The following is a 24683-nucleotide window of genomic DNA, read 5'->3' as shown; positions in this document are numbered from 1 at the left end:
ACCGTCACCGCCGCCGACGGATCGCCGTCCCGTCGGGAGCGGTTGTCGGGGGCAAGCGCTATCCTCACCGAGCGCTTGTGACACATGCGTCTGACGACCACCGGGGGGTGTCCGTGCACGGCCGTGATCAGATTTTCCCTCAGGACTGTTCGGGCGGCCACCCGGGTATGTCGACCGAGGCGGGAATCGACGTCCAACGCCAACTGGAGTCGCTGGTCCAGGACTTCCGGACGAGCGATCCTCCGATGCCGGTGATCGTGCTGCATGCCGAGGATCCCGCCGACGACGACCGGGTCACCGAACTCGTCGACGAACTGCGCGAAGGGCAGCGGCAGCACGGCATGCGCCTGGCCGTCGCCTCGACCGAGCCGCAGCCTCGGTCGCAGCCGGGGAACAGCAGTCCCACGGCGCGGGCCGCACAGCTGGTGCGCGATCTCGGCGACTCCAGGAAGTGGGGCGACCGGTCCGCCGCCTACCGGCCCTACTCCTTCCCCCGCCTCAGCCTGGTCCGTGCCCTCCAGGAGGCCACCGACGACCCGGAGATGCGCGAGCACTGGCCGACCGCTCCCGCCGGCACTCCGGAGGGAAACGCCCAGCGGGAGCGGGCCCGGGCCCAGTTGCTGCGCATCCTGGCCCGGCAGCGCTGGCGTCCCCGCAGACCTCCGCGCCGGCAGATCCTGCTCACCGACGTGCAGCAGTTCCTCCCCATGGGCGTCCTGGGCGCCTTCACCGCGCTGCTCACCCGCCCCGAGTGGTACATCGCCGTCCTGGCGGGCATCGGGCTGATGGTCCTGCTCGCCGTCCTGAACCACGTCCCCGGCCGCGCCCCGCTCTTCCTGTGGCTGCGCGGGGAGAGCCGGTGGTTCCTGACCACGACGTTCCTCCAGTCCGCCGCCCGCCGTCAGTCGACCAGTGTGCGGCTGCTGCGGCCCGTCCACTCCTGGAAGGCCATCGCGGCCCGCGCCTACGACGTGGCCGAGGCCATGCGGGAGGGCGGCCCGTTCCCCCTCCAGCTGTACGTACTGGCGCTCCTCGAGGACCTGCGGAGCAACCACCGGCGCGGCAGCTGGGATCTGCGGGGGTTCAAGCGGACGCGTCCGCCGGTGCTGTTCCTGCGCCGGACGGGGCGGGAGAACGGCGGCATCGAACTGATCAAGGCGGTCAGCGACGTCCGCAGCCGGCGCAGTGAACTCGACCCGCTGCTGATCGTGGCGGGTGTGGCGGCGGACGACGCGCCGCTGCTCGACCGCGGCGCGGACGGAAGTCCGCAGGTCTCCCCGTCACCGTCCCGGTACCAGCCCTCGCGGCTCCAGCAGCGGCTGCGGAACTGGTACGACGAATGGGCCGGCAACCTCCGGGCCGACCAGTCGCCGAGCAGGACGAACGCCCTGCCCTGGGTGCTCAGGATTCCGCTGCCCCGCGAGGAGTTGGTGCAGCTGCGGGAGACGGACCGGCGCTGTGTCAGGGCCGGGCACCGGCTGCCCCTGGTCCGCGTGGTGTGGTCGGCGTACAGCCTCGCCCTCGCCCTCGTCCTCGTCTGCACCGCGGGCGGTGTCCACTCCTACGAACTGCACCGGACGTACTGCTCGGCGGGCCTGCTGACCGCCAACCGCGACACCGAACGGTATTCCGCGCCCGGCACCGGCACGGAGTGCGTCGGGATAGCCACCGGGGACGTCCGGTTCGGCGCGTACCTCCGGGACACGGGCGACGAGGAGGCCGACGAGCAGGGCGAAAGACTGCGCGAACTGGAGAACCGGATCCATGACGAGAACGCCAGGGTGCTGCGCAACCACTCCGGCACCCACGTCACGGTGGTGTACGCGGGACCGCTGAGTTCCTCCAAGGTGAACCCCTCACCGGTCAAGGGCGTCGAGGAGCTGACCGGCGTGTACCTCGCCCAGCGCGTCGTCAACGAGAACCACACGGTGAAGATGCGGGTGCTGCTCGCCAACGGCGGCGCGGACATGGGACACCAGAGGGAGACGGCCGAGGCGATCGCCGCGTACGCCGAGCGCGACCCGACCTTCGTCGGTGTCGTCGGCTTCGGCCGTGACCTGCAGAGCAGCCCCGACGTGACGGACCGGCTCCACACGGCGGAGGTGCCCATCGTCTCCGGCACCAACTCGGCGAGCTACCTTCCGAAGGAGTTCTCCAACTGGTTCAGTCTCGCGGTTCCCGACGAGCACCAGGCTGAGGCACTCGGTCACGTCGCCCGGCAGCTGCGCACCCCCGGCAGGGCCACGTACGCCCTGGTGCTGGCCCGCGACCTCAAGGGCTCGCAGGACCGTTACACCAGCGAGCAGGCCGCCTACGGCGGGGAGATGCTGGAGCGGGAAAGGTTCCGGATGCTGCCCACCCAGGAGTACCGGGTGGTGAACGGCGATCCCGAGCTGCGGCTGCACGCGGAGCGCATCTGCCAGGGGGAGAACGTCCCCTCGGTGATCTACTTCGCCGGACGGGTCGAGGACGTCGGACCGCTGATGACCCAGCTGAGCACCCAGCCGGGCTGCGCGGACCAGGAGATCTCGATCCTCACGGGCGACGACCTGAGCAAGGCCAGGTTCTCCGGTACGGGCGGCAGCGACGGCGTGGCCCCGCAGATCACGCTGTACCACGCGGCCCTGGCCGAGCTGGAGGACGCCGCGCCCTCCACCGCCTTCTACGAGGACGCCGCCCGCCACCTCACCTGGATCGAGCAGGACCGGCTCCCGTACACCAGCCCCGACTTCGCCAGCGGTCAGACGGCTCTCTCCCACGACGCCACGCGTGCGCTGTACTGGGCGGCCAGCCGCGAGGACGTGCCCCAGAGCCGCGCGGCGACCTGGGTCAACCTCAGGAGCGTCAAGCTCGACAGGATGGCCACCGGGACGATCGACTTCACCGACGCGCCCCTGTACGGCGAACGGCACGGCCACAGCATCCTCATCAAGCGGGTCCGCAGGACCCCGGCCGGTGTCTCGGAGGCGGAGGTCCTGTGCAGCAGAACGGCCGGCGACATCAAGCCGCTCGACGTGAAGGAGTGCCCGATCAAGTGAACGGAACAGTGATGACCAGGCTTCCGGGATGAGGATTCCAGGGCCCGAAGAGATCCGCGCGCTGCACGAGAAGCACGCGCCCACCGCCGAGGCGTTCGCGCTCGTCCACACCCACTGCGAGATCGTCTGGAGCATCGCCGAGCAGTTCCTCTCCGCGCCGCACCTCGCCCACCTCGACGCCGGCCTGGTCCGCGCCGGCTGTCTCCTCCACGACATCGGCGTCTACCGCCTCTACGGGGACGACGGCCGGCTGGACCACAAGAGCTACGTCCGCCATGGACTGCTCGGCCAGGAGATCCTCGAAGCGGAGGGCTTCCCCGAGGCCCTGTGCCGGTTCTGCTCCCACCACACCGGAGTCGGGATCACCCGGCACGACATCGTGCGCCAGGGCCTCCCCCTGCCTCCCGCGGACTACACGGCGGCGACGCGGGAGGAGCGGCTGGTGATGTACGCGGACAAGTTCCACAGCAAGTCCAGGCCGGCGGCGTTCCTCTCCCCCGACGAGTACGCCGCCCAGGTCCGCCGCTTCGGCGAGGAGAAGGTGACCGCCTTCCAGGCCCTGCGCACCGAGTTCGGCGACCCCGACCTCGCCCGCCCGGTGCCGGGCGGAGGCGTGGACGAGGACGGGAGCGTGGGCGTCCGCCCGTGATCGCCGTTGGCCGTCCCTGCACGGGCTGCCGCGACAGCCCTTGTCGCCGTACACGTGCGCGAGGCAATCACCCGACCGCGCAGGCGAGTTGAAGTCAACGGGGTCGGGTGCGTACGACAACGACGACAGGGCCTCCGGGAACCGCTCGGAACGGGGTCGCGCCCCGAGCTACCAGGAGGCCCTGCCTTCCTGCGCGTACGGCCGGAAGAACACCCGATCAGGAACTCTGTTCGACTTGCACGTTCCGAGATCGGTCGAGAAACGGCTTCTCCCTCCAGCCGTTACTCGACGGAGCCGACCGGGGATGCCTCCTGCCGGACCTGATCGGGGCGGCGACGGCGACGGTGAACCGCCCATGCGATGCCGAGGATGACGAACCACACCGGGGTCACCAGCAGCGCCTGCAGGGTGTCCTCCTTCTGGGTCAGTGCCCAGATGAGGAACGCGAAGAAGGCGAGGACGACGTAGCACATGACGATGCCGCCGGGCATCTTGAACGTCGACGCCTCGTGCAGGTGAGGACGGCGCTTGCGGTACACGAGGTAGCAGATCAGGATGATCGACCAGACGAATATGAACAGCAGCGCCGAGATGGTGGTCACCAGCGTGAAGGCCTCGATGATCGAGTCGCCCATGGTGACCATGACGACACCGGGAAGCAGGAAGAGGCCGGACAGGAGCAGGGCGTTGACCGGCACCTTCCTGGAGGTGAGCCGGCCGAACCGCGCCGGCGCGTCACCCTCTTGGGCCAGGCCGTAGACCATCCGTGAGGTGGAGTAGATGCCCGAGTTCGCGGACGAGGCGGCAGAGGTCAGCACCACGAAGTTGATCAGGGATGCGGCGATGCCGAGGCCGGCCAGCGTGAACATCACGACGAAGGGGCTGCGGTCCGCGCTGATCTGACGCCAGGGCGTGACGGAGATGATCGCGATCAGGGCCACCACGTAGAACAGCATCACGCGTACCGGGATCGAGTTGATCGCCTTGGGCAGGTTCCGTTCCGGGTCCTTGGTTTCCGCCGCGGTGGTGCCGACCAGTTCGATGCCGACGAAGGCGAAGGTGGCGATCTGGAATCCCGCGACGAACCCCATGGGGCCGGTGGGGAAGAAGCCGCCGTCGTTCCAGAGGTTGGAGAAGCTCGCGGTGGCGCCCCCGGGCGCCTGGAAGCCGCCCAGCACCATGCCGAACCCGACGACGATCAGCGTCACAATGGCGACGATCTTGATCAGTGAGAACCAGAACTCGGTCTCACCGAACGCCTTCACCGTGGGCAGGTTCAGGACGATCAGCAGGACGACCGCCGCGAGCGCCGGGATCCACAGCGCGAGCCCTCCCCACCAGTACGACACATACCCGGAGATCGCGATGACGTCGGCGACACCGGTGACGATCCAGCAGAACCAGTAGGTCCATCCCGTGAAGAAGCCGGCCCACGGTCCGAGAAGGTCCGAGGCGAAGTCGGCGAAGGACTTGTAGCGCAGGTCGGAGAGCAGCAGCTCTCCCATCGCCCGCATCACGAAGAACAGCATCGCGCCGATGATCATGTAAACGAAGATCACCGAGGGGCCGGCCAGTGAGATCGTCTTGCCCGACCCCATGAACAGACCGGTTCCGATGGCCCCGCCGATCGCGATCAGCTGGATGTGCCGGTTGGACAACTGCCGGGAAAGGTGCTGCTCGCCCGCGGGGGAGGGCGTCTGTCCGGGCTCCGTCTCGGGTACGGGAGCGATGGTCGGGCCGAGTTTATTGCTTTCGTGCATGAGCGAACCTCGTGGATCTTTGGTGCGTGCGGGCCGTGACAGGCGTGTCTCGGCAGGCGTGTCTCGGGAAGCAGCCGCACACGCAGGGGGGAACGAGCGGGCACGCGGAGCCGGCGCCAGTGGTGGCGGCCGGCCGGGATGGTGCCGGGTACTCCGAACATGCCTGCAAGGGGCCGTTGGCCGACGAGGGCGGGGATGAGAAAGCCGGAGCTCAGCCGGGGTACCGGCGGGCGGTCGGCGGCCGGAGGCGAGGTAACAGGAGAGTCATCGGGGGGGTCCTCGAAGGTCGAGCACGGGCAGGAGCCCGCGCTGCCGAGTGGAGCCTCCCCCTCTGTCATGGAGCCTGAGAGCTTCGCCGCGGAAGTCCGCGGCTTGCACCGTGGGCGAGGCGCGGGAGCGCCTGCTTTTCAGAGGTGCCTGCCCGAGCGGTAGGGGTGCCTGAGAGTTTCCGGGGAGGTGTTGCTCCTTCGGCGCCCGGGTCTGGCTGACCCGGTGCTCTCCCGCAGCGGGATGAGCGGCGATGTGAGGCTAGGCCCGCACCGGCAGTCGGTCAAGACCTGCGCGAACGTTGATCGTTTACTGCCGGGTAGGACCGCGTTCACCTTCCCGGGGGCGCGGGCCGCCCGAGGAACCGGGTCGGCTTTGCGCGTCGGGCGCAGGGCCGTCCCTTTACGGTCGCGGACGCAGGCGCCCTGCCCGCCCGCGAACCGAGGCAGGCTTCGGCCCCTCCCCTCGGCCCCTCGCCGTCGGCATCCACACCGTCACCCTCCCTCGCCGATACGGCGCGTTCCGGAACCGGTGCGACGCGGTCCGCCCGGCTTTCAGAGCCGCCCCGAGCGTCCGGCGCCACGGACGTACCGGACTTCCCGTCTCGGGCGCAGGTGCACGAGACGGCCCACCTCGCTTCGGAGCGGTCCGTGTCGTCTCCCTCGCACCCATCGTGTGAGGGCTACCGCGTTCGTGGGCGCACCGACACCGCCCGCACGAGGAGGCGCCTACACGACATCACCCCTGGGCTGCCATGTCGATCAGGCCCATAAAACCGATGGGCGAAGTGGCTTGCGCCCCCACCTTTCCGCCGTGTTCCTTCCCGCTGCGCGATCGAGGCATAACGAATCGGAGGCACCCCCTTCCCTTTCCTTCTTCCCACCCGCGAAGCTCTTTGCCCGAGTCGCGGATCAACCGTCAGACGACGCTGTTCGTACGCATGGTGAACAGCCGTCCGAAGAGGAAGCGAGACGAACCATGGTCGGGGACGTCCACACCGAGCGGGACGCCGAGGTGCTTGAGGGTGACACCTGGCTGGCGCGGGTTGCGTTGCGGTTCACCGCCTTCACCGAGCGGTGGCTTCCGGACGCCTTCGGGTTCGTCCTCGTCGGCACGTTCCTGATCTTCGCTCTGGGGCTCGCGACGGGGGAGAGCCCCACCACCCTCGTGGACGCGTGGGGTCAGGGCTTCTGGTCGCTGATCCAGTTCACCCTGCAGATGGCGATGATCATCATCGGCGGGTACGCGGTCGCGGTGTCCGCTCCGGTTGCCCGGCTGATCGCCCGCATGGCGCAGATCCCCGAGTCGCCGCGCGCGGCGATCGCGTTCACCGCCGCGGTGGCGATGCTCAGCTCCTATCTCAACTGGGCGTTCAGCCTGATCTTCACCGCCATCCTGGCGAAGGAGATCGCCCGTGTCGTCCGCGGCGTCGACTACCGGGCGCTCGGCGCCATGGCGTTCCTCGGACTCGGCACGGTGTGGGCCCAGGGGCTGTCGGGTTCCGCGGCACTGCAGGTGGCCGGCCCGGCCTCCAGCCCGGAAGCCGTGCAGGAGGTCATCGCCGAAGGGCGGAACGGCGAGGGGATCATCCCGCTCACCGAAACGATCTTCACCTGGCAGAGCGTGCTGGCGACCTTCGTCGTCTTCGTGGTGGCGGTCGTCATGGCCTGGTTCCTCGCCCCCTCGCCCGCCCGCGCCAAGACCGCCCAGGAGATGGGGATCGAGCTGCGTCCGCTTCTGGCGGAGAAGGACGGGAAGGAGGACGCGGCCTCCGGCTCCACCGGGTCGCGTCCCGGCGACTGGCTGGAGCGCAGCCCGCTGCTCACCGTCCTGGTCGGGATCCTGGGTCTGTGGTACCTGGTGCGCCACTTCACGAGCGTCGAGGGGAACCCGGTCGCGGCGATCGACCTCGACACGGTCAACCTCGTCCTGATCCTGCTGGCGCTCTGCCTCCACTGGCGCCCGATCCGCATGGTCGAGGCGGTTCGGCGGGGGACCCCCGCGGCGTCCGGGGTGCTGCTGCAGTTCCCCTTCTACGGCGGCATCTTCGGCATGATCGCGTTCACCGGCCTGTCCAAACAGATCGCCGGCTGGATGGTGAGCGTCTCCAACGAGCTGCTCTTCCCACCTCTCATCGCGGTCTACTCGGCGGTCCTGGGCGTCTTCGTCCCCAGCGGCGGCAGCAAGTGGGTCATCGAGGCTCCCTATGTGATGGAGGCGGCGAACCAACTGCACGTCAACCAGGGATGGATGGTGGTCGTCTACGACCTCGGCGAGGCGTCGGCGAACCTGCTGCAGCCGTTCTGGATGCTTCCGACGCTGGCGGTGCTGGGCCTCAAGGCCCGGGACATCATGGGATATACGTTCGCGATGTTCCTCGCCTGCTTCCCCGTGGTCCTGATCGTGGTCACCGTCCTCGCCCAGACCCTGCCCTTCCCGTGACCACGCCGTACCCGCATGTCATGTGTCAGAGGAACCCGGTGCGGGGAGCCGTGACCTCGATGGTGTCCTTCACCAGGGCGAGCGCGGCGCCCAGGGGACTCGAGCGTCCCCCGCTCACGAGCACGTCGCCGGCGTCGGGGCAGCCGAACACCACGGCCTTCTCCGGCCCGACGAGCGCGTGCAGGGGGTCACCGGGTTCCGTCTCCTCCAGCCGGACGCGGACGAGGCGGGGCTCGTCCACGGACGCGCTCGCCACGGCCCGCAGGCGGCGCGCCCGGGAGACCGCGTCCAGCGCCGCCCGGGAAGTCCCCTCCTCCACCGGCTCCGCCCGCACCCGTACGGACGCCGGGTCCCATCCCCAGGCCAGCGCTGCCAGCAGCCGCACCTTCGTGGCGGCATCCGCGCCGGACAGGTCGGACGAAGGATCCGCCTCCGCGGTCCCACGACGCTGAGCCTCCCGGATCGCTTCCCCCAGCGAGTCGCCCTCGGCGAGGCGATCGAGGACGAACGTGGCGGTGCCGTTCGGGCAGGCCCGGATCGTCGTGCAGCCCAACCCGCGCAACGAGGTCCCGGCCAGGTCCCCCGCCGGCAGAGCGGCACCCGTCGCCCCGGAGATCCTGATCATGCTGCCGGCCGCGCGGGCCGCTTCGTCGAGGTCCCGCCAGTGGCTGAGCAGGTGGCTCTTGGTGGCCGTGACCACATGAACCCCTCTGCGCAGGGCAACGAGAGCCTCCTCCGCGGCGTGCAGCCGGAGTTCGGGCGAGGACGGGACCGCTTGGACGAACACGCGGGCAGCGGTCCGGTCGAGCGTCTCCTCCAGCGGGACCGGCGGAGTCCACGCCGAGCGGGGCGGCACGGGCTCGCCCTCGCGGAGCCGGCACTGCGCGGAACTCGCCCGTACGGCACCCACGCTCACCCGTACACCGTGCCGGCGAGCAAGCTCGTCCCCCTGCCGCGCCAGGTACTCGACGAAGGCCCGACCGACCGGACCGTATCCGGAGAGCACCACATCGGCCCGGCTCACTTCACGCATGCTTCCCTGCTCCTCTTCGACACTCCGCACGGGAGACCAAGCCTCGCAGAACCACGGGCCGAGGTGGGCCGGAGCGAGAACGGCGACACCACCAGGGGTGGATGACCGCGTGCGTCGGAATTCTGCCCCTCAGCGCCGCCGGAGCGCGCCGTCGCGGCGCAACCTGCTGATGCCCGGGCGGAGTTCCGAGGGAGTGCCGGGCGGGGGGTCTTGGGGGGCGTCAACGGTGTCAGTGGTCCACAGGGCGAGTTCGCGGTCTCGTGGGCCGTACGCGGTGTGCGGCGCGCCGTTGCCGAACCTCCGCACCAGGTGCCTGGCGTCCCAGCGTTCCCACCCCGGCTCCCCGTCGGAGACGAACCGCACCCATGCGCCGCGCATCACGTCGGCTTCTTCCCGCCGGGGTGCCCCGGACCTACAGTAGGAAGCGCTTTCTATACGGTGGCCCTCGGCTGGGCCGGAGAGGTGGGGTCCCGATGGTCCGTACGGGAAGTGCGGGACGGACGAGCGTGGCGGCCGGGCCGACGCTGGCGGTCGTGGCCCGCGAGGCGGGGGTGTCGGTGCCGACCGCGTCCAAGGTGGTCAACGGGCGCGAGGACGTGGCCCCGGACACCCGCCGCCGCGTCACGGAGGCCCTGGACCGGCTCGGCTATGTGCGGCGGCCCCGGTTCGACGGGGCGAGGGCGCCTCGCAGGGTGGACCTCGTGGTGGACTCGCTGGAGAGTTCGGGGTCCGGCGCGGTCCTCCACGGCGCGGAGGAGGCGGCACACGACGCGGGGCTGGAGATCGTGGTGTCGGCGGCGCTGACCCGCGGCCGGTCCGGGCGTCCCGAGCGGGGCTGGCTGGACAAGCTGGTGACCCGCGGGTCGTCGGGGGTCCTGTTCAATCTGGCCGAGCTGGGCGGGCACCAGTACGCCTGGCTGGAGCAGCACCGCATTCCGTTCGTGATGATCGACCCGGTACTCGAGCCCCCGCCGGGCGTCGTGTCGGTGGGCGCGGCGAACTGGCAGGGCGGGGTGACGGCGACCGAGCACCTGCTGTCCCTCGGCCACGAGCGGATCGCCGTCGTCGCGGGCCACCGGCACACCACGTCCAGCGGTGCGCGCGTGGCCGGTTACCGCTCGGCCCTCGCCTCGGCGGGCGTCCGGCAGCGCGCCGAGTACGTCCGTCACGCCGGTTTCGACGAGGCCGCAGCCCTGCGCCGCATGCGCGAACTCCTCGATCTGCCCGAGCCTCCCACGGCCGTCTTCGTCTGCTCCGACCGGATGGCGCTCGGGGTGTACGAGGCCCTGACCGAGCGGGGCCTGCGCGTGCCGGACGACATGAGCGTGATCGGCTTCGACGACCTCCCCGAGGCCCGCTGGCTCGCCCCACCGCTGACGACGGTCCGCCAGCCCCTGTCCGAGATGGCGGCGACGGCCCTGCTCCTCCTGCTCCGCATCATGGACGGCCACCACCCGGAGAGCACCCGCACCGAGCTGTCCACCCGCCTGGTCGAACGCGCGAGCACGGCACCGCCACGCGGCTGACCCGTGCGCGGCCGTGTCCGATTCCTTCAAGACCCAGGAGACGGGGCGCGCCTACGGTGGTCCCATGAGTGCACGATTCGATGCCATCGGGTTGGTCGTCTCCGACATGGGCGCCTCGGTCGCCTTCTATCGGCGGCTCGGGTTCGCGTTTCCCGCGGGGGCCGAGGAGCAGGGGCACGCCGAGGCGGAACTGCCGGGCGGGCTGCGGTTGCTGATGGACACCGAGGAGGTCGTCCGGTCGTTCCACACCGCGTGGGAGCCGCCTTCGGGCGGAGGGCGGGCCTCGCTCGCCCTGCGGTGCGACAGTCCCGCCGAAGTGGACTCCCTCCACGAGGAGTTGGTGGCGAGCGGCTGCCGGAGCGAGCTCGAGCCGTGGGATGCGGTGTGGGGGCAGCGGTACGCCACCGTCCTCGACCCGGACGGCAACGGGGTCGATCTGTTCGCGCCGCTGGACGGATGATCCCGGCCTGGGCGCCGGCGGCGGCCACGGCGCGCGGCTCCCACCCGGGCGGTCCACCTCGATACCTACTCAATAATGTGACTAGTCAGTTTCTTGAGTAGGATGCGGGGGAAGAACCCAGCAGGGGGCGGGCCCGGCCGGGGTCCGGCCGGGTGTCCGGGACGCGAAGGGGAGGGCTGCCGCGATGGCCTTGCGACATGCCGTACTGGCAGCACTCCTCCACGGCGAGTACAGCGGGTACCAGCTGGCGAAGGCCTTCGACATCGGCGTGGCGAACTTCTGGCACGCCCTCCCCCAGCAGCTCTACGCCGAGCTGGCCAAGCTGGAGAAGGACGGCCTGATCACGGGCCGTCAGGTGATCCAGGAGACCCGGCCCAACAAACGCCTGTTCCAGGTGACCGACGCCGGCTTCGCCGAGCTCGAGACGTTCGCCGCCGCCGTGTCGAAACCGTCGTTCATCCGCGACGACCTGCTCGTCAAGATCCACGCCGTCGACCGCATCGACACCTCCCCGCTGATCGAACAGCTCGAGGAGCGGGCGTCCGCCGCCGAGGCCAGGGCCGGGCTCCTCACCTCCCTGCTGGACACGATGCGCGGCGCGCTGGACGAGGAGGAGTACCTGCGCACGGGCGAGCGGATCGGCCCGTACCTGACCTGCCTGCGCGGCCTGTCCTTCGAGCGTGAGCACCGCGCGTGGTGCCTGCGCACGGCGGCGGTCCTGCGCGAGAGGAGGCGGGCCCGTGCCGAACGCTGAACGCGCCGAGCAGGCCGGGCAAGCCGCACCGCCCGGGGAGACCATGCCGCACGAAACCGCCGACACCGTCGAACCCGCCGCGATCACCCCGATCACCGCGATCACCGAGAACTCCAGGAACGTGCCCACCACCGACACCGCCCGCCGCGCCCGTTACACCCGCTACGTCGCCCTGGGCGACAGTCAGACCGAAGGCGTCGGTGACGGCGACGACGTCACCGGCCTCCGCGGCTGGGCCGACCGCCTCGCCGAACACGTCGCGGCCGCCGATCCCGGTCTGGAGTACGCCAATCTGGCCGTACGGGGGCGGGTCGCCGGCCAGGTCCGCGCGGAGCAGCTCGGCCCGGCCCTGGCTCTGCGCCCGGACCTCGCGACCGTCGTCGCCGGGGTGAACGACCTGCTGCGGCCCCGGTTCGACGCCGCGGAGGTGGCGGGACACCTGGAGGCGATGTTCGCCGCGCTCACGGAGGCCGGGGCCCACGTGGTGACCCTGACCTTCCCCGACATCGGGCGGATCGCGCCCGCGGCCCGGCCCCTGCGGTCCCGGCTGTTCGACATCAACGACCGGATCCGCGCGGCGGCCGCCCGCCACGGGGTCTCGGTCGCCGAGATCGAGCCGCACGACGTCTCCACCGACCCACGCCTGTGGAGCACCGACCGGCTGCACGCGAGTCCGCTCGGCCACGCACGGATCGCCGAAGCCGCCGCCCAGGCGATCGGCCTGCCCGGCACCGACGACTCCTGGACCCGCCCGCTGCCGCTCCTGCCGACCCCCACCCGCCTGCGGGCCACGGCCGCCGAACTGCGCTGGGCCGCCACGTTCCTCGGCCCCTGGCTCGGCCGCCGCCTCCGCGGCCGTTCCTCCGGCGACCACCGCCTCGCGAAGCGCCCCGAACTCCAGTCGGTACGCGTACCTGTCCTGTAGGAGCAGCCCTACCTCTACAGGACAGAGACCCTGCCGCCCTCTCCCCGCCCCAGCAGCGCCCGCGGGTGCGCGCAGGCCGTGGTGCGACCACGAAGACGCAAGAAGCGCGGCGTGTTCACGCGATCCCCACCTGGCATTCACCTCTTGATTGACACGCCGTCACGCATCCCCTTAACTTGATCATCAGAAAATGATCAAGGACATGGCAAAGTGAGCGCCGGCGAGTGGACCGGTCCTGCCGAGGGCTCCTACAAGTTCCAGACCACTCAGGTCACCCAAGGCGGCCACTGCTGCCTCAACGTCGGGGTGGTCTACGGGGACACCACCAAGGCCGACAGCTGAGCAGCGATCACCACCGGTCGGGCAGAGCTCCCCGGGAACTCTGCACTCGTCCCCCTTCACTCCAAGGTCCGCACTTGAGACTCCGCACCTCCCTGCGCAGCAGCAGCGCCCTGTGGGCTCTGCCGTTCGTCATCGCGCTCACCGTCCTGTACTACGTGATCTTCACGCGTGTCGTCATCGGCGACAGCACGTACGGCTACGCGCCGGCACTGGTCAGCAGCGCCCTGCGGCCGATCTACGCATTCACCTACGCGACGGCGGCGTGCCTCGGCGCATGGGAGGCCGGCCGACTGCGGCAGGCAGCTGTATGGGAACTGGCTCCCGCGCGCTCCCGCTTCCGGGTCGCCGCGCTGGCACTCGCCCCTGTACTGGGCACCGTGTGGCTGATGCTGCTGCTCCCCGTCACTGTCGCACTCGTACGCAACGCCGCGCTGCCGACCGCGGCGAGTCTGGCACCCCTCGCCATGGGCCTGGCCGTGAGCGCGGCCTACACGGTGGTCGGGTTCGCGGTGGGGCAGTTGCTGCGGCCGCTGATCTCCGCACCGCTGACCGCCCTCGGCGTCTACCTGCTGGTCGGGTTCTCCGCCTCCACGGACAGCTTCTGGCTCCGGCACATCCTCGGCCAGTACCCGGAGATGATGACGTACGGGGAGCAGATCGTGCCCACCACGCTGATTCCCCATCTCCTGCCCGCCTGCGGTGTGGCGCTGGCACTGACGCTGCTCTGGACCTCGTGGGGGCACTGGACACTGCGGTCGCTCGTGGCCTGTGTCCTGGTGGCGGCGACCACGGGCAGCGCCTACACCTGGGTGAAGGACTGGAACCACAACCCGCCCGTCTCCGCCGGCAACGTGACCTGGAGCTGCCAGGGCGAGTCGCCGAAGGTGTGCATGCCCGCCGACACCGCGAGCAGACTGCCGGCGGTCAGACGTGACGTGACGGCCGCTCTCGCGGCCCTGGAGTCGGCAGACATCATCGCCGCGCCCCGCATCGTCGTCGACAGCATCGCCGACGGCCGTTACGGCCGCCGTTCCACCGACGGCACCTGGCGGATCCCCCTGACGGAGGGTGCGGACCGCGGAAGGATCACCTACCTCATCACGCGCGCCGCCGTCCGCTACCCCTGCGCGGAACCCGACACCAAGATCGCCAGGCAGGTCTACTACTGGGCCGCGACGAAGACCGGTACGGAGGGCGCATATATACGACGCCTGGAGACCGAGGGCGACTTCACCGTCCGCAAGAAGAAGCGGTTGCAGAGCCAGGTCGGTGAGGTCCTCGCCCTGAGTCGGACCGCCCAGAACGACTGGTACGAACAGAACCTCGCGGCTGCCTGTGCGGGGCAGGCATGATCTGGTGGTTCAAGGCGAGGCAAGCCCACACACATCTCCCGCTCGCCGTGTTCGCGCTGCTCAGCCTGGTCATGGCTGTCCAGGACCTGCACATCGTCCTGCCCAGCTTCAGTCTGACCGGTGAGAGCAAGCTGCCCCTCATGCTGTTCGTGCCGATACCGCTGCTGGCGGGTCTGACGGTGTGCCTGGAGTCCCGGCTCCCGGCCGCCGAGCTGACCGGAACGCGCAGGATCCCTGTCCTCGACCTCGCCCTCAGCGTCGGCACCGTGGCCGTGGCGCAGGCCACCGGATCGGCCGTCGGCCACTGGTACGGCACCGTGCATCCCGAACAGCTCGGCCGCAACACGGCCTTCCTCCTCGGCCTGATGCTGTGCGGCCGGGCCCTGTGGGGCCGGCCTGCGGCCATGCTCCCCGTCCTGTGGGCCACGGCCGTCACCATGGTCGGCTTCCGGAGTCCCCAGGACCCGTACCCCTGGACCGTCATCCCCGAAGCCTCCGGCACCTGGTACGCCACGACCGGTGCCGCTCTGATGTTCCTCGCCGGCCTTGCCGCCCAGTTCCTCACCGCACGGAGAGTGTCATGACCCTGGAGCTGGTCTCCTGCACCCACGGCTACGGCCGCCGCAGGCCCCCCGTTCTGAAAGACTTCAGTTACCGCCTGCCGGACGGCTTGACCGTCCTGCTCGGCCCCAACGGAGCAGGCAAGTCGACGCTGCTGAAGCTGGCAGCGTCGGTGACACGGCCCCGCAGGGGCACGGTGACCTTCGACGGGCTGGACGCGGGCAGCACGCAGTACCGGCAGGCCGTGGCCTGGATGCCGCAGAACATCATCCCCATGCGCTCACTCACAGCCCGCGAGTACGTCGCCTACGTCGGCTGGCTCAAGGGCATGAACCGACGCGATGCCTGGGGGCAAGCGCCGCAGGCCCTCGCCAGGGTCGAACTGTCCAGTCAGGCCGATACGAAAACGAACCGGCTCTCCGGCGGACAGCTGCGCCGGGTCGGCATCGCCTGCGCCCTCGTCCACGGGGCACGCCTCCTGCTCCTGGACGAGCCGACCGCGGGCATGGACCCGCGTCAACGCCGCGTTTTCCGGGACATCCTCACCGAACTCACCCCGACAGTCAGGGTGCTGATGTCCACCCACGACGTCGCCGACCTCGCCGAGGAGGCGGACCAGGTCACCGTGCTGTACGACGGCCGCATCGTCCACACCGGCGAGACCCGGGCCTTCCTGGCCCACGCCCCGCGCGACGCCGCCCCCGGCCGCGCTGCCGAGGCCGCCTACACGGCGATCCTGGAAGGCGGCCTGGTACCCCGACTCGACGGATGAGCACGCGATGCCAAGGCCGTCATGTGCGGCCTCTTCGCGTGTGCGGCGGCAAGCAGACCTGCTCTAACCGCGAGCGGCCAGTAGCTCCCCCAGGGGCAGACCCGTCAAGTCCCTTACCTCTCGGGACAGATGGGCCTGGTCCGCGTAACCGGTGCGGGTGGCCGTCTCCGCGAACGGGGTGCCCCTGCGGGCCAGGGAGAGGGCTCGGTGGAGGCGGAGGATGCGGGCCAGGGTCTTGGGGCCGTAACCGAACGCGGTGAGGGAGCGGCGGTGCAGCTGGCGTGCGCTCAGGCCGAGTTCGTCGGCGGTCTCGGCGACCGGGCGGCCCGCGTCCAGGGCGGCCACGACGTGTCGGAGCACCGGGTCGGGTGGGGTGGCCGTCTCGGCCGCCCGTCTCAGGGCCAGGTCCTCCAGGCCGCGGGCCGGGTCGGCCGCCGCGTTCACCCGGGCGGTCAGGCGGCGGACCTCCGCCGCCGGCCACAGGTCCGTCAGGTCCAGCCGCCGGTCGCGCAGTTCGTGCGCGGGGACGCCCAGCAGGGCGGGAGCGGTCCCGGGGTGGAAACGAATGCCCGCCCAGGGACTCGACGCGCTGCCCTCGGTGAGGTGGGCGTGGGTGTCGGGGCCCGCGACCAACAGGCGTCCGTCGTGCCAGAGCAGGTCCATGCAGCCGTCGGGGAGCACCCGGCCCGCTCCGGTACCGGTCGGGGTGTTGGTCCACACGACCGCGTCCGGCAGCCGTGACGCCCGTTCGCTGTACACGTAGTCCAGGCTCACGCGTTTCCTTTGGTATCCGTAGTGATGGTGGCATCTGGTGGTGTCGTGTGTCCGGTACCGGTGTCGGTATGGCAGGCGAGTGTGGGGTTCGAATGTGTGACCTTTGCGCGGGTGTGTCGTTGATCGGATGACAGCATCACGGGTGAAGGAGGGCTGGTGAGCCGGAAGCTGCCGGTCGGCGAGGGCGAGACCTCCCGCACAGCGTGCGTTCGTGGCCTGCTGCGCGCGGCGGTTGACGAGAAGACCGGTGAACTCATGTCCGCCTCCTTGCTGGCCGAGCGGGTCGGCTGGGCCGTGGACCTCGTGTCCGGCATGACAAGCGAGCTGATTGCCGAGCGCTGGAATACCACCGACGTGGACATCCTCGCCTCCGGTGAGGATGTGGGGGGCCGGAAGCTTCCGTCGAACGCCTGGATGGCGCTGCGCCGCCTGGGCTGGACCGTGACCGCTCCGGGGGGTGTGAAGGTCAACGACCGGATCGTGCGCATGGCCCAGGAACAGGCCGGCCGCACGCTCCGCTGTGCGAAGTGGCGCGCGGGTCTCACTTGCGGGGTGCTCACGTCCTGGCCCGCCGATCCGGCCAGGCGGACCGCCCAGGAGTGGGACGCGGTCCGCGAAGCGGTACCCGGCGGGCGGCATCTGCCGTCCAGCGTCATCAAGTCCCGCACCCGGCAGATCGCCGCGTTCGCCAGGAAGCACGGGCGGATGCCGGCCGATGTGTTCCAGCTGGAGGCCGCGCCCCGGGTCGCCCGAATGCTGTTGCTGTCCGCCTGCGACGGACAGCAAGCCACCATCGAACGGCACGAGAGTGATCCGGGCCGGGCACTGCTGCGCCTGCAACTCCCCACCCGGCCCGATCCGCGGTCCTACCGGGACTGGACGTGGATCGCCTGCCCCGTTGCGCTGCCGCCGACGATCCCCCAAGGCGCGGTGCTGCACCTGCCCACCCTGCGCATCCACCAGGGCACGGTACGGGCCGATCTCGCCTACACGCACGCCGTCCCGAAGACCCGGCGTAGCGGGCACACGGTCGCGCTCGGTGTGGACTGGGGCCTGAACACCCTGCTGTCCGCCGGCACCGCCCGCCTCCACGCCGACAAGACCATCACCTCGCCCGGCTCCGGAGGCATGTTCCGTACGGCCGGCGTGCTCGCAAAACAGCACCGCCTGCGCCGCCTGTCCGAGCACCTGCGTGCAAAGGCCGACCACTACCAGCGGCTCATCGGCGACGACACCGACCACCCGCTGGCGGCCAGGACTCTGACACTCACCGAGGAGATCCGGCGCGTGTCCGCCCGGCGGTCGAACCTCAACGACGCCCTCGCACAGGCCGGCGCCCGCTGGACCGTCGACCAGGCCATCGCCGCCGAAGCGAGCGTGATCTATGTCGAAGATCTCCGCTCGATGGAGGCCCATGACATGGGCCGCACGATGAACACGCGGCTCTCCCAGCAGGTGCGCGGGCGGATCGTCAACCGGATGCGGCACCTCGCCGCCGAAGCGGGTATCGCCGTCGTCACCGTGCCCGCGAGGAACACTTCCAGGCACTGCCCCCAGTGCCTGGTGCCGTTGCGGCACCGCAAGGCACCGGACCGGCCCACCACCCCCGGCTGGAAATGGGCGCTCTGCCCGTCCTGCGGATACCAGGGCGACCGCGACACGGGCGCGTGGAAGCGTATCGCCGCACGCGGCCTGACCCACCAGGCCAAGACCGTGGTGGACCGCACCGGCGGTGCCATGGTCATCCGCTCCGTGGTCGACAACCTCGAAGCCAAAGCCGCCATCACCCCGACCACCGGCACCGGCCGGGACCGGTCCAAGACCGGACCCACCCGGCATCAGACAGCACGTCCGACGCCCAGGCGACGCCGGACACCCTCCCCCACCAGACCACAAGGCCCGGCGGGCAAGCGTCCGGAGGGACACGCTCCCACGGACCGGACCCGGCTGCCCCGCGCAGCCCACCGGCACCAGGACGTGACGACGACCAGCACACCCACCACCGGCCACCGGCCACGCGGGGCAGCACTGGGCGCGGGATTCCATCTCCACGCTCACGCCTCCCCGCCCAGGTGGGCAGAACCCCCACCGGACCCTACGGTCCGCATAGGTTCACTCAGCTGATCAGAGACGCTACGCGGCCCGTGTCCGCCACTCCTGCGGGCTGACGCCGTACGCCCGTTTGAAGGCCGTCGACAGGGCGAAGGCGCTGCCGTAGCCGACGTGGCGGGCGATCGCGCCGAGGGTGTCCTCCGTGTCGCGGAGACGGTCCGCGGCGAGGGCGAGGCGCCAGCCGGTGAGGTAGGTCATCGGGGGCTCGCCGACCAGTTCCGTGAAGCGGCGGGCCAGCGCGGCGCGCGAGACGCCTGCCTTCGCGGCGAGCGCGGCGACCGTCCAGGGGTGGGCCGGGTCGCCCTGGAGGAGGCGCAGCGCCGGGCCGACGACGGGGTCGCCCAGCGCCTCGTACCAGGCGGGCGGTGCCGCCTCGGGGCGGGCGAACCAGGTCCGCAGCGCGGCGATGACCAGCAGGTCGAGCAGCCGGTCGAGGACGACCTCCTGACCGGGTTCGTCCCGCACGATCTCCGCCGCGAGGATCGGGGTGAGCGGGCAGTTCCAGTCGTCGGCGGTGAGGAAGAGCAGGGGCGGCAGCGCGTCGAGCAGGCGGCCGCCGGTCTCGCCCCGCATCCGGTAGGTGCCGATGAGCATGGCCGTGGCGCCGTCGGTGCTGTCGCCCCAGGTGCGGACGCCGAGGTCCATGGCACCGTTCAGGGGGCGTCCGTCGGGGTAGTGGCACTCCCCGCCCGGCAGGATCAGCGCCTGCGGCGGGGTGCCGGGGTCGTCGGCGCAGGTGTACGGGTCGGGGCCGCGTGCGATGGCGAGGTCGCCGGGGCGTAGCAGCCGCCGGTCGCCGCCGTCCGGCACCAGCCAGGCCTCGCCGCGGACGAGGAGCATCACGGTCAGCGGGGCACGGTCCTCGATCCGGACCGACCAGGGCGGGTCGAAACAGGCCCGGATCATGAACGCGCCACGGGCGCGGGGGCCTTCCAGCAGGCCGGTGAGAGCGTCCATGGGCTTCAGCGTAGACACGGGCCGGGGAATCGGGCGACGCCTTCCGGATCCCTCGGCCCGCCCCCGCCCGCTCTACTTGTCCTCGTCCGGCGGAGACGGCGGAAACGGCGGGGGCGGCGGAGGCAGTGGGGGCGGCGGAGACGGCGGGGGCGGCGGGGAGGCCGGATCCGTCGCCCCCTCCCCCTCCCCGTTCCGCGAGGGACGGTGGTGGCTGTTCTTCGCATGGGTGCGCAGGCGAGCCGTGACGTCCTCCGGGGGCAGGAAACGGGACCAGCGTTCGGGGAACTCGGAGGGCATGTCGGGGTCGGCCTCGTCGTCCACCGCGGCGGTGCGGGCGACGTACTCGGCGACCTGCGCCTGCCGGATCCGTTCGTTCGCCTCGCGGGCGGCGGCGGTCGCGGCAGCCGGCCAGACCCGGTCGATCGCGGCGTTGACCGCGGCTCCGACGAGCACGGCGAAGGCGGACACGCCGATCCACAGCAGTACGGCGACGGGGGCGGCGAGGGAACCGTAGATGGTGGGGCCCTCGATGACGCTGGTCAGGTAGATCCGCAGCAGGAAACTGCCGAACACCCACATGGCGAGGGCGACCAGCGCGCCGGGCACGTCCTCGACCCACGGGGACCGTACGGGCACGGAGACGTGGTAGAGCGTGGTCAGGAAGGCCACCGACAGCAGGATGACCACGGGCCAGTAGAGGATCTGCACGAGCGTCGTCGACCAGGGGACGACACTGACCACGGCGTCGGGGCCGGCCACCATGAGGGGCAGCGCGACCGAGCCGACCAGCAGGGCCACGATGAACAGCAGGAAGGCCAGCAACCGGGTCTTGACGATGCCGCGCATACCGTCGAGGCCGTACATGACGGTGATGGTGTCGATGAAGACGTCCACCGCGCGGGAGCCCGACCACACGGCGAAGAAGAAGCCGAGGGAGATGACGTCGGGCCGGCCGCCCTTCATCACGTCGTTCAGGATCGGCTCGGCGATCTGGCTCACGCCCTGGTCGGACAGCACCGCGCGGGAGGCCTCGATGATGTTGGTGCGCAGGCTCTGGGTGGTCTCGGCGCCGATCCAGGTGTCGACGTAGCCGAGCAGGCCGATCAGGCTGAGCAGCAGCGGGGGCACCGACAGCAGGGTGAAGAAGGCCGCCTCCGCGGCCAGGCCCAGGATCCGGTACTCCATGCAGGAGTTGACGGTGTCCTTGAGCAGCAGCCAGGCGGTCTTGCGTTTGGAGACATTGCGGTACAGGGCTCGGGCCCGGTGAAGTCGACCGGACGGCGCGTCGGGGGGTTCGCTTGCTGGCTGCACGAACCAAAGGTATCCGTCGTGCCTGGTCGGCCTCACCCGAAGGGTCGCGCGGTGGCCGCCCGGTGATCGCGAGGCGCCCTCGGGGTGATGCGGAGGGTGGTGGCGGGTAGGTTCGTGTTCATGGCAGGTACCACGCACACCGTGACCAACCAGGCGCCGCCGCTGACGCAGTACGACGTGTTCACCGCCGACCGGGCGCTGACGGAGGCCGTCGAACGGCATCTGGACCCGTCGCTGCTGGACGAGGGCCTGTCCGAACTGTCGGCGCTCGGGCGCACTTCCGGCTCCGCCCAGGTGCAGGAGTGGGGGGTGCAGGCCAATGAGAATCCGCCCCGGCTGCGCACCCACGACCGGTACGGGCACCGGATCGACGAGGTCGATTTCCATCCCGCCTGGCACCGGCTGCTCGGCAAGGGCGTCTCGGCGGGCCTGACGAACGCGTGGACGCGGCCGGGCGGACATGTGCGGCGGGCGGCGGGGTTCGTGGTGTGGTCGCAGGTCGAGGCCGGGAACGGCTGCCCGCTGTCGATGACGCACGCGGCCGTGCCCGCCCTGCGCGCGGACCCGGCGCTCGCCGCCGAGTGGGAGCCGCGGCTGACGTCGGTGGTGTACGACCGGGCGCTGCGGCCCGCCCACGAGAAGCCCGGTGTGCTCTTCGGGATGGGCATGACGGAGAAGCAGGGCGGCAGCGACGTACGGGCGAACACCACGTCCGCGCGGCCGCTGGCCGAGGACGGGACGTACGAACTGACCGGGCACAAGTGGTTCTGCTCGGCTCCGATGTCGGACGCGTTCCTGGTACTGGCGCAGGCGCCCGGAGGGCTCACCTGTTTCCTGGTGCCGCGCGTGCTCGAGGACGGCTCGCGCAACGTGTTCCTGATCCAGCGGCTCAAGGACAAGCTGGGCAACCGGTCCAACGCGTCCTCGGAGGTCGAGTTCGCGGGGACCTGGGCGCGGCGGGTCGGGGACGAGGGGCGCGGGGTGCGCACCATCATCGGCATGGTGGCGGCGACCCGGCTGGACTGCGTCCTGGGCTCGGCGGGACTGATGCGGCAGGCAGTGGCGCAGGCGGTGCACCACTGCGCGTACCGGGAGGCGTTCGGCGGCAAGCTGATCGACAAACCGCTGATGCGCAACGTACTGGCCGATCTCGCCCTGGAGTCGGAGGCGGCCACCACGCTGGCGCTGCGGCTCGCCGCGGCCTACGACGACGGGAGCGAGCGGGAGCGGGCGCTGCTGCGGATCGCGGTGCCGGCCGCCAAGTACTGGGTGACCAAGCGGTGTGCGCCCCTCGCGGTGGAGGCGGCGGAGTGCCTGGGCGGCAACGGGTACGTGGAGGAGTCGGGGATGCCCCGGCTGGTGCGCGAGTCCCCGCTGAACTCGGTGTGGGAGGGCGCGGGCAACGTCCAGGCGCTGGACGTGCTGCGCGCGCTGAGCCGGGATCCGCAGGTGCTGGACGCGTACCTCGGCGAGGTCGGGCAGGCGCGCGGGGCCGATCACCGGCTGGACGGCGCGATCAAGGGCCTGCTGACCGAGCTGGCCGACCTGGAGGGTGCCGAGGCGCGCGCGCGGCGGCTCGTGGAGCGGCTCGCGCTGGTGCTCCAGGGCTCGCTGCTGGTGCGGTACGCGCCGCCGCAGGTCGCCGACGCGTTCTGCGCGGCACGGCTGGGCGGTGACGGGGGCGCGGCCTTCGGGACGCTGCCGCACACCCTCGACCTCGCGGCGATGGTGGAACGCGCCCGGCCTCAGGTGTGAGACGGCGGAGGGCTGCCCCGGGTGGGACGGCGGAGGGCTGTCCCGACGGCGGCTCGAGCGGGACAACCCGGCCGGGACGAGCCGGTTCTGACAGCTCCGGCACGGCAACCCGGGTGTGACGCGGGGGTGGTGCTGCGCCGACACGGCACCACCCCCGCCGCACAGGCCCCTTGGAGCCGTGGACGCCGCTCGGGACGGCGTCGCTCAATTTTCAAGCAGTGCGGGGCGATCCACCAGGGTTGCAGGGGGTTGCAACGTGCCGCGGTGCGCTGCTGTCCGTTTCCGCACCGAGCGACCTCGCGGCGGGCACACGGCACTATGGGGACCGACGACAGCCAGAACGGATCTCGGGGGCGCGGCCGGCCGGCCGAGCGTTGCCCTCCGAGGCTTTCCCCGGGAGGATCAGTGCCGCTCTCGCCGATGGACGTGACGCACCTGGCCGGCCTGGACACGGTGCGCGCGGCCAGGATGCTGAGTGAGGTCCGCTCCGCAACGCTCTCCGGGCAGCGCGCCCCCATGGCGCCCCGGCCGGTGATCGAGGAGTCCTGGGAGCGGGTGCTGCGCAGCGGGGTCGACCCGGACCACGACTTCCGGACCGGGCTGCTGTCCCGCGCGGAGGTGCAGCGGCGGCGGGAGAGTTCGACGCTGCGGCATGTACTGCCGGTGCTGCGGGAAGGACTGCTGCCGTTCACGGACGCCACCCGCCACATCATGGTGGTGGCCGACGCCGACGGCAGGGTGCTGTGGCGGGAGGGCGGCACGGCCGTCCTGCGCAAGGCGGACCGCCTCGGTTTCGCGGTGGGCGCGGACTGGCGCGAGGACGTCGTCGGCACCAACGGTGTGGGCACCCCGGCGGTGACCGGACGGCCGGTGCAGGTGTTCGCCTCCGAGCACTTCGTGGAGTCGCACGCGGACTGGACGTGTGCGGGGGCGCCCCTGACCGACCCGCGGGACGGGCGGCTGATCGGCGTGGTGGATGTGAGCGGGCCGCTGGAGACGATGCATCCGTCCACGCTGGCCTGGGTCGACGCGGTGGCCAAGCTCGCCGAGGCCCGGCTGCGGGAGCGCCATCTGGAGTCGCTGGAGCGGCTGCGGTCGGTGGCGGCGCCGGTGCTGGCCCGGCTCGACGGACGGGCCCTGGTGGTGGACCGGTACGGGTGGACGGCCGCGGTGACCGGGATGCCGTACCTGAGACGGCTGGCGCTGCCCGCTTCGGCGTCGGCCGGGTCGCGGTGGCTGCCGACGCTGGGCCGGTGCTCGCTGGAGCCGCTGGCCGGGGGCTGGCTGGTGCGGGCGGCGGCCGAGCCGGGCACCCGCGCGGCGAGCCGGATCGTGCTGGATCTCCGGGAGCCGCGCGACGCGTCGGTGGAGGTGTCCGGCGGTGCGGGCTCCTGGTCCCGGAAGCTGAGCCCCCGCCATGCCGAACTGCTGTATCTGCTGGCCGTGCAGCGGTCCGGTCGCAGCGCCGCGGGCCTGGCCGAGGACGTGTTCGGGGACCCGGCCCGTACGGTGACGGTGCGCGCCGAGATATCCAGGGTGCGGCGCTACCTGGGCGGCCTGCTGGAGCACCGGCCGTACCGGTTCGCGCAGGGCGCCGAGGTCGACGTCCTGCTCCCGGACGACCCACGTGACCTGCTGCCGCACTCGACGGCCCCGGCACTGGGCGGCCGCGAGCACCGGCCGGCCACCGGGCTCTGAACCCGGAGGGCAGGAGGCGGAGGCCTGCGGGGAGGCCCGAAGGCGGAGGTCTGCGTCATCGGTGTCGATCGGTGTCATCGGCCCGACGTCCGAGCACAGCACATCTGCACCCATCGGGCCGAGCGTTCCACGGATTTGCGGGGTCTTCGTACCCCTGCGGGGTCGTCTGCCGTAGCATCGCTCCTCGGGCCACCC

At 71.2% G+C, this 24683-nt stretch carries 20 protein-coding genes and 2 riboswitches; of the genes, 14 read left to right on the top strand and 6 right to left on the bottom strand.

Annotation, left to right across the window (positions count from 1 at the left end; genetic code table 11):
- Positions 1 to 167: 167 nt before the first annotated feature.
- Positions 168 to 3038, top strand: a complete 2871-nt coding sequence (locus OHB56_RS34135) for an ABC transporter substrate-binding protein (protein WP_406357556.1) — start codon at positions 168 to 170, stop codon at positions 3036 to 3038.
- Positions 3039 to 3066: 28 nt separating this feature from the next.
- Positions 3067 to 3687 carry an HD domain-containing protein gene (locus OHB56_RS34130; protein ID WP_406357554.1) on the top strand — a complete coding sequence of 207 codons (621 nt, stop codon included), beginning with the start codon at positions 3067 to 3069 and terminating at the stop codon, positions 3685 to 3687.
- A 281-nt stretch (positions 3688 to 3968) separates the two neighbouring features.
- On the opposite strand, the gene cycA is transcribed toward OHB56_RS34130, so the two are convergent.
- Positions 3969 to 5447 carry a D-serine/D-alanine/glycine transporter gene (gene cycA / locus OHB56_RS34125; protein ID WP_406357553.1) on the bottom strand — a complete coding sequence of 493 codons (1479 nt, stop codon included), beginning with the start codon at positions 5445 to 5447 and terminating at the stop codon, positions 3969 to 3971.
- 324 nt (positions 5448 to 5771) lie between these two features.
- A riboswitch (glycine riboswitch) is annotated at positions 5772 to 5863 on the bottom strand.
- Positions 5864 to 5960: riboswitch (glycine riboswitch) on the bottom strand.
- Between the two features lie 732 nt (positions 5961 to 6692).
- Here cycA and OHB56_RS34120 point away from each other — a divergent pair.
- A complete protein-coding gene (locus OHB56_RS34120; protein WP_326755571.1) occupies positions 6693 to 8156 on the top strand; it encodes a TIGR00366 family protein in 1464 nt (487 codons plus the stop codon).
- A gap of 25 nt (positions 8157 to 8181) precedes the next feature.
- Here the strand turns inward: OHB56_RS34120 and OHB56_RS34115 are convergent, their stop codons facing one another.
- Together OHB56_RS34115 and OHB56_RS34110 are read right to left on the bottom strand one after the other, a co-directional pair.
- Positions 8182 to 9189, bottom strand: a complete 1008-nt coding sequence (locus tag OHB56_RS34115) for a homoserine dehydrogenase (RefSeq protein ID WP_406357551.1) — start codon at positions 9187 to 9189, stop codon at positions 8182 to 8184.
- Positions 9190 to 9318: 129 nt separating this feature from the next.
- Entirely contained in the window at positions 9319 to 9567 is a 249-nt protein-coding gene (locus tag OHB56_RS34110) for a hypothetical protein (RefSeq protein WP_406357549.1), read from the bottom strand.
- 95 nt (positions 9568 to 9662) lie between these two features.
- On the opposite strand from OHB56_RS34110, the gene OHB56_RS34105 reads away from it, so the two are divergent.
- The 8 genes from OHB56_RS34105 to OHB56_RS34070 all read left to right on the top strand — a co-directional run bounded on the left by OHB56_RS34105 (position 9663) and on the right by OHB56_RS34070 (position 15881).
- Positions 9663 to 10715, top strand: coding sequence for a LacI family DNA-binding transcriptional regulator (locus OHB56_RS34105; protein WP_406357547.1), 1053 nt, complete (start codon positions 9663 to 9665; stop codon positions 10713 to 10715).
- A 64-nt stretch (positions 10716 to 10779) separates the two neighbouring features.
- Entirely contained in the window at positions 10780 to 11175 is a 396-nt protein-coding gene (locus OHB56_RS34100; RefSeq protein WP_406357545.1) for a VOC family protein, read from the top strand.
- 184 nt (positions 11176 to 11359) lie between these two features.
- The gene (locus tag OHB56_RS34095) at positions 11360 to 11929 is read left to right on the top strand and encodes a PadR family transcriptional regulator (RefSeq protein ID WP_406357543.1); all 570 of its coding nucleotides are present in this window, start codon (positions 11360 to 11362) and stop codon (positions 11927 to 11929) included.
- Positions 11916 to 12854 (top strand): SGNH/GDSL hydrolase family protein, encoded by a 939-nt coding sequence (locus tag OHB56_RS34090; RefSeq protein ID WP_406357541.1) that lies wholly within the window; start codon positions 11916 to 11918, stop codon positions 12852 to 12854. Before OHB56_RS34095 ends, OHB56_RS34090 begins: the two co-directional genes overlap by 14 nt.
- A 210-nt stretch (positions 12855 to 13064) precedes the next feature.
- Positions 13065 to 13196 carry a hypothetical protein gene (locus tag OHB56_RS34085; protein ID WP_326755565.1) on the top strand — a complete coding sequence of 44 codons (132 nt, stop codon included), beginning with the start codon at positions 13065 to 13067 and terminating at the stop codon, positions 13194 to 13196.
- A gap of 74 nt (positions 13197 to 13270) precedes the next feature.
- Positions 13271 to 14548 (top strand): hypothetical protein, encoded by a 1278-nt coding sequence (locus OHB56_RS34080; RefSeq protein ID WP_326755564.1) that lies wholly within the window; start codon positions 13271 to 13273, stop codon positions 14546 to 14548.
- Complete coding sequence (locus OHB56_RS34075) at positions 14545 to 15132, top strand: hypothetical protein (RefSeq protein WP_359729075.1); 588 nt, start codon at positions 14545 to 14547, stop codon at positions 15130 to 15132. Before OHB56_RS34080 ends, OHB56_RS34075 begins: the two co-directional genes overlap by 4 nt.
- The gene (locus OHB56_RS34070; protein WP_406357538.1) at positions 15129 to 15881 is read left to right on the top strand and encodes an ATP-binding cassette domain-containing protein; all 753 of its coding nucleotides are present in this window, start codon (positions 15129 to 15131) and stop codon (positions 15879 to 15881) included. Before OHB56_RS34075 ends, OHB56_RS34070 begins: the two co-directional genes overlap by 4 nt.
- Positions 15882 to 15944: 63 nt before the next feature.
- On the opposite strand, the gene OHB56_RS34065 is transcribed toward OHB56_RS34070, so the two are convergent.
- Positions 15945 to 16640, bottom strand: coding sequence for a helix-turn-helix transcriptional regulator (locus OHB56_RS34065; RefSeq protein WP_326757208.1), 696 nt, complete (start codon positions 16638 to 16640; stop codon positions 15945 to 15947).
- A 171-nt stretch (positions 16641 to 16811) separates the two neighbouring features.
- Between OHB56_RS34065 and OHB56_RS34060 the strand changes: the two genes are divergently transcribed.
- The gene (locus OHB56_RS34060; RefSeq protein ID WP_406357536.1) at positions 16812 to 18779 is read left to right on the top strand and encodes a zinc ribbon domain-containing protein; all 1968 of its coding nucleotides are present in this window, start codon (positions 16812 to 16814) and stop codon (positions 18777 to 18779) included.
- Between the two features lie 9 nt (positions 18780 to 18788).
- Here OHB56_RS34060 and OHB56_RS34055 read toward each other — a convergent pair whose 3' ends face one another.
- Both OHB56_RS34055 and OHB56_RS34050 read right to left on the bottom strand, forming a co-directional pair.
- Complete coding sequence (locus OHB56_RS34055) at positions 18789 to 19724, bottom strand: AraC family transcriptional regulator (RefSeq protein WP_406357534.1); 936 nt, start codon at positions 19722 to 19724, stop codon at positions 18789 to 18791.
- Between the two features lie 72 nt (positions 19725 to 19796).
- On the bottom strand, positions 19797 to 21035 hold the full coding sequence (locus tag OHB56_RS34050; RefSeq protein WP_406357533.1) for a YihY/virulence factor BrkB family protein: 1239 nt from the start codon (positions 21033 to 21035) through the stop codon (positions 19797 to 19799).
- Between the two features lie 120 nt (positions 21036 to 21155).
- On the opposite strand from OHB56_RS34050, the gene OHB56_RS34045 reads away from it, so the two are divergent.
- The gene (locus OHB56_RS34045; RefSeq protein ID WP_326755557.1) at positions 21156 to 22790 is read left to right on the top strand and encodes an acyl-CoA dehydrogenase family protein; all 1635 of its coding nucleotides are present in this window, start codon (positions 21156 to 21158) and stop codon (positions 22788 to 22790) included.
- Between the two features lie 420 nt (positions 22791 to 23210).
- On the top strand, positions 23211 to 24488 hold the full coding sequence (locus OHB56_RS34040; protein ID WP_406357531.1) for a GAF domain-containing protein: 1278 nt from the start codon (positions 23211 to 23213) through the stop codon (positions 24486 to 24488).
- The last annotated feature ends 195 nt before the right edge of the window (positions 24489 to 24683 follow it).

The organism is Streptomyces sp. NBC_01635, assembly GCF_045209715.1.
GTDB lineage: Bacteria > Actinomycetota > Actinomycetes > Streptomycetales > Streptomycetaceae > Streptomyces > Streptomyces hirsutus.
The sequence above is the reverse complement of the archived record's forward strand: the minus strand, read 5'-3'. Positions and strand labels throughout refer to the sequence as shown.

Bases quoted from the DNA above. Each gene is read 5' to 3' on its own strand.
- OHB56_RS34135 (WP_406357556.1), top strand. From the start codon at position 168: ATGTCGACCGAGGCGGGAATCGACGTCCAACGCCAACTGGAGTCGCTG.
- OHB56_RS34130 (WP_406357554.1), top strand. From the start codon at position 3,067: ATGAGGATTCCAGGGCCCGAAGAGATCCGCGCGCTGCACGAGAAGCAC.
- cycA (WP_406357553.1), bottom strand. From the start codon at position 5,447: ATGCACGAAAGCAATAAACTCGGCCCGACCATCGCTCCCGTACCCGAG.
- OHB56_RS34120 (WP_326755571.1), top strand. From the start codon at position 6,693: ATGGTCGGGGACGTCCACACCGAGCGGGACGCCGAGGTGCTTGAGGGT.
- OHB56_RS34115 (WP_406357551.1), bottom strand. From the start codon at position 9,189: ATGCGTGAAGTGAGCCGGGCCGATGTGGTGCTCTCCGGATACGGTCCG.
- OHB56_RS34110 (WP_406357549.1), bottom strand. From the start codon at position 9,567: ATGCGCGGCGCATGGGTGCGGTTCGTCTCCGACGGGGAGCCGGGGTGG.
- OHB56_RS34105 (WP_406357547.1), top strand. From the start codon at position 9,663: ATGGTCCGTACGGGAAGTGCGGGACGGACGAGCGTGGCGGCCGGGCCG.
- OHB56_RS34100 (WP_406357545.1), top strand. From the start codon at position 10,780: ATGAGTGCACGATTCGATGCCATCGGGTTGGTCGTCTCCGACATGGGC.
- OHB56_RS34095 (WP_406357543.1), top strand. From the start codon at position 11,360: ATGGCCTTGCGACATGCCGTACTGGCAGCACTCCTCCACGGCGAGTAC.
- OHB56_RS34075 (WP_359729075.1), top strand. From the start codon at position 14,545: ATGATCTGGTGGTTCAAGGCGAGGCAAGCCCACACACATCTCCCGCTC.
- OHB56_RS34070 (WP_406357538.1), top strand. From the start codon at position 15,129: ATGACCCTGGAGCTGGTCTCCTGCACCCACGGCTACGGCCGCCGCAGG.
- OHB56_RS34055 (WP_406357534.1), bottom strand. From the start codon at position 19,724: ATGGACGCTCTCACCGGCCTGCTGGAAGGCCCCCGCGCCCGTGGCGCG.
- OHB56_RS34045 (WP_326755557.1), top strand. From the start codon at position 21,156: ATGGCAGGTACCACGCACACCGTGACCAACCAGGCGCCGCCGCTGACG.
- OHB56_RS34040 (WP_406357531.1), top strand. From the start codon at position 23,211: ATGGACGTGACGCACCTGGCCGGCCTGGACACGGTGCGCGCGGCCAGG.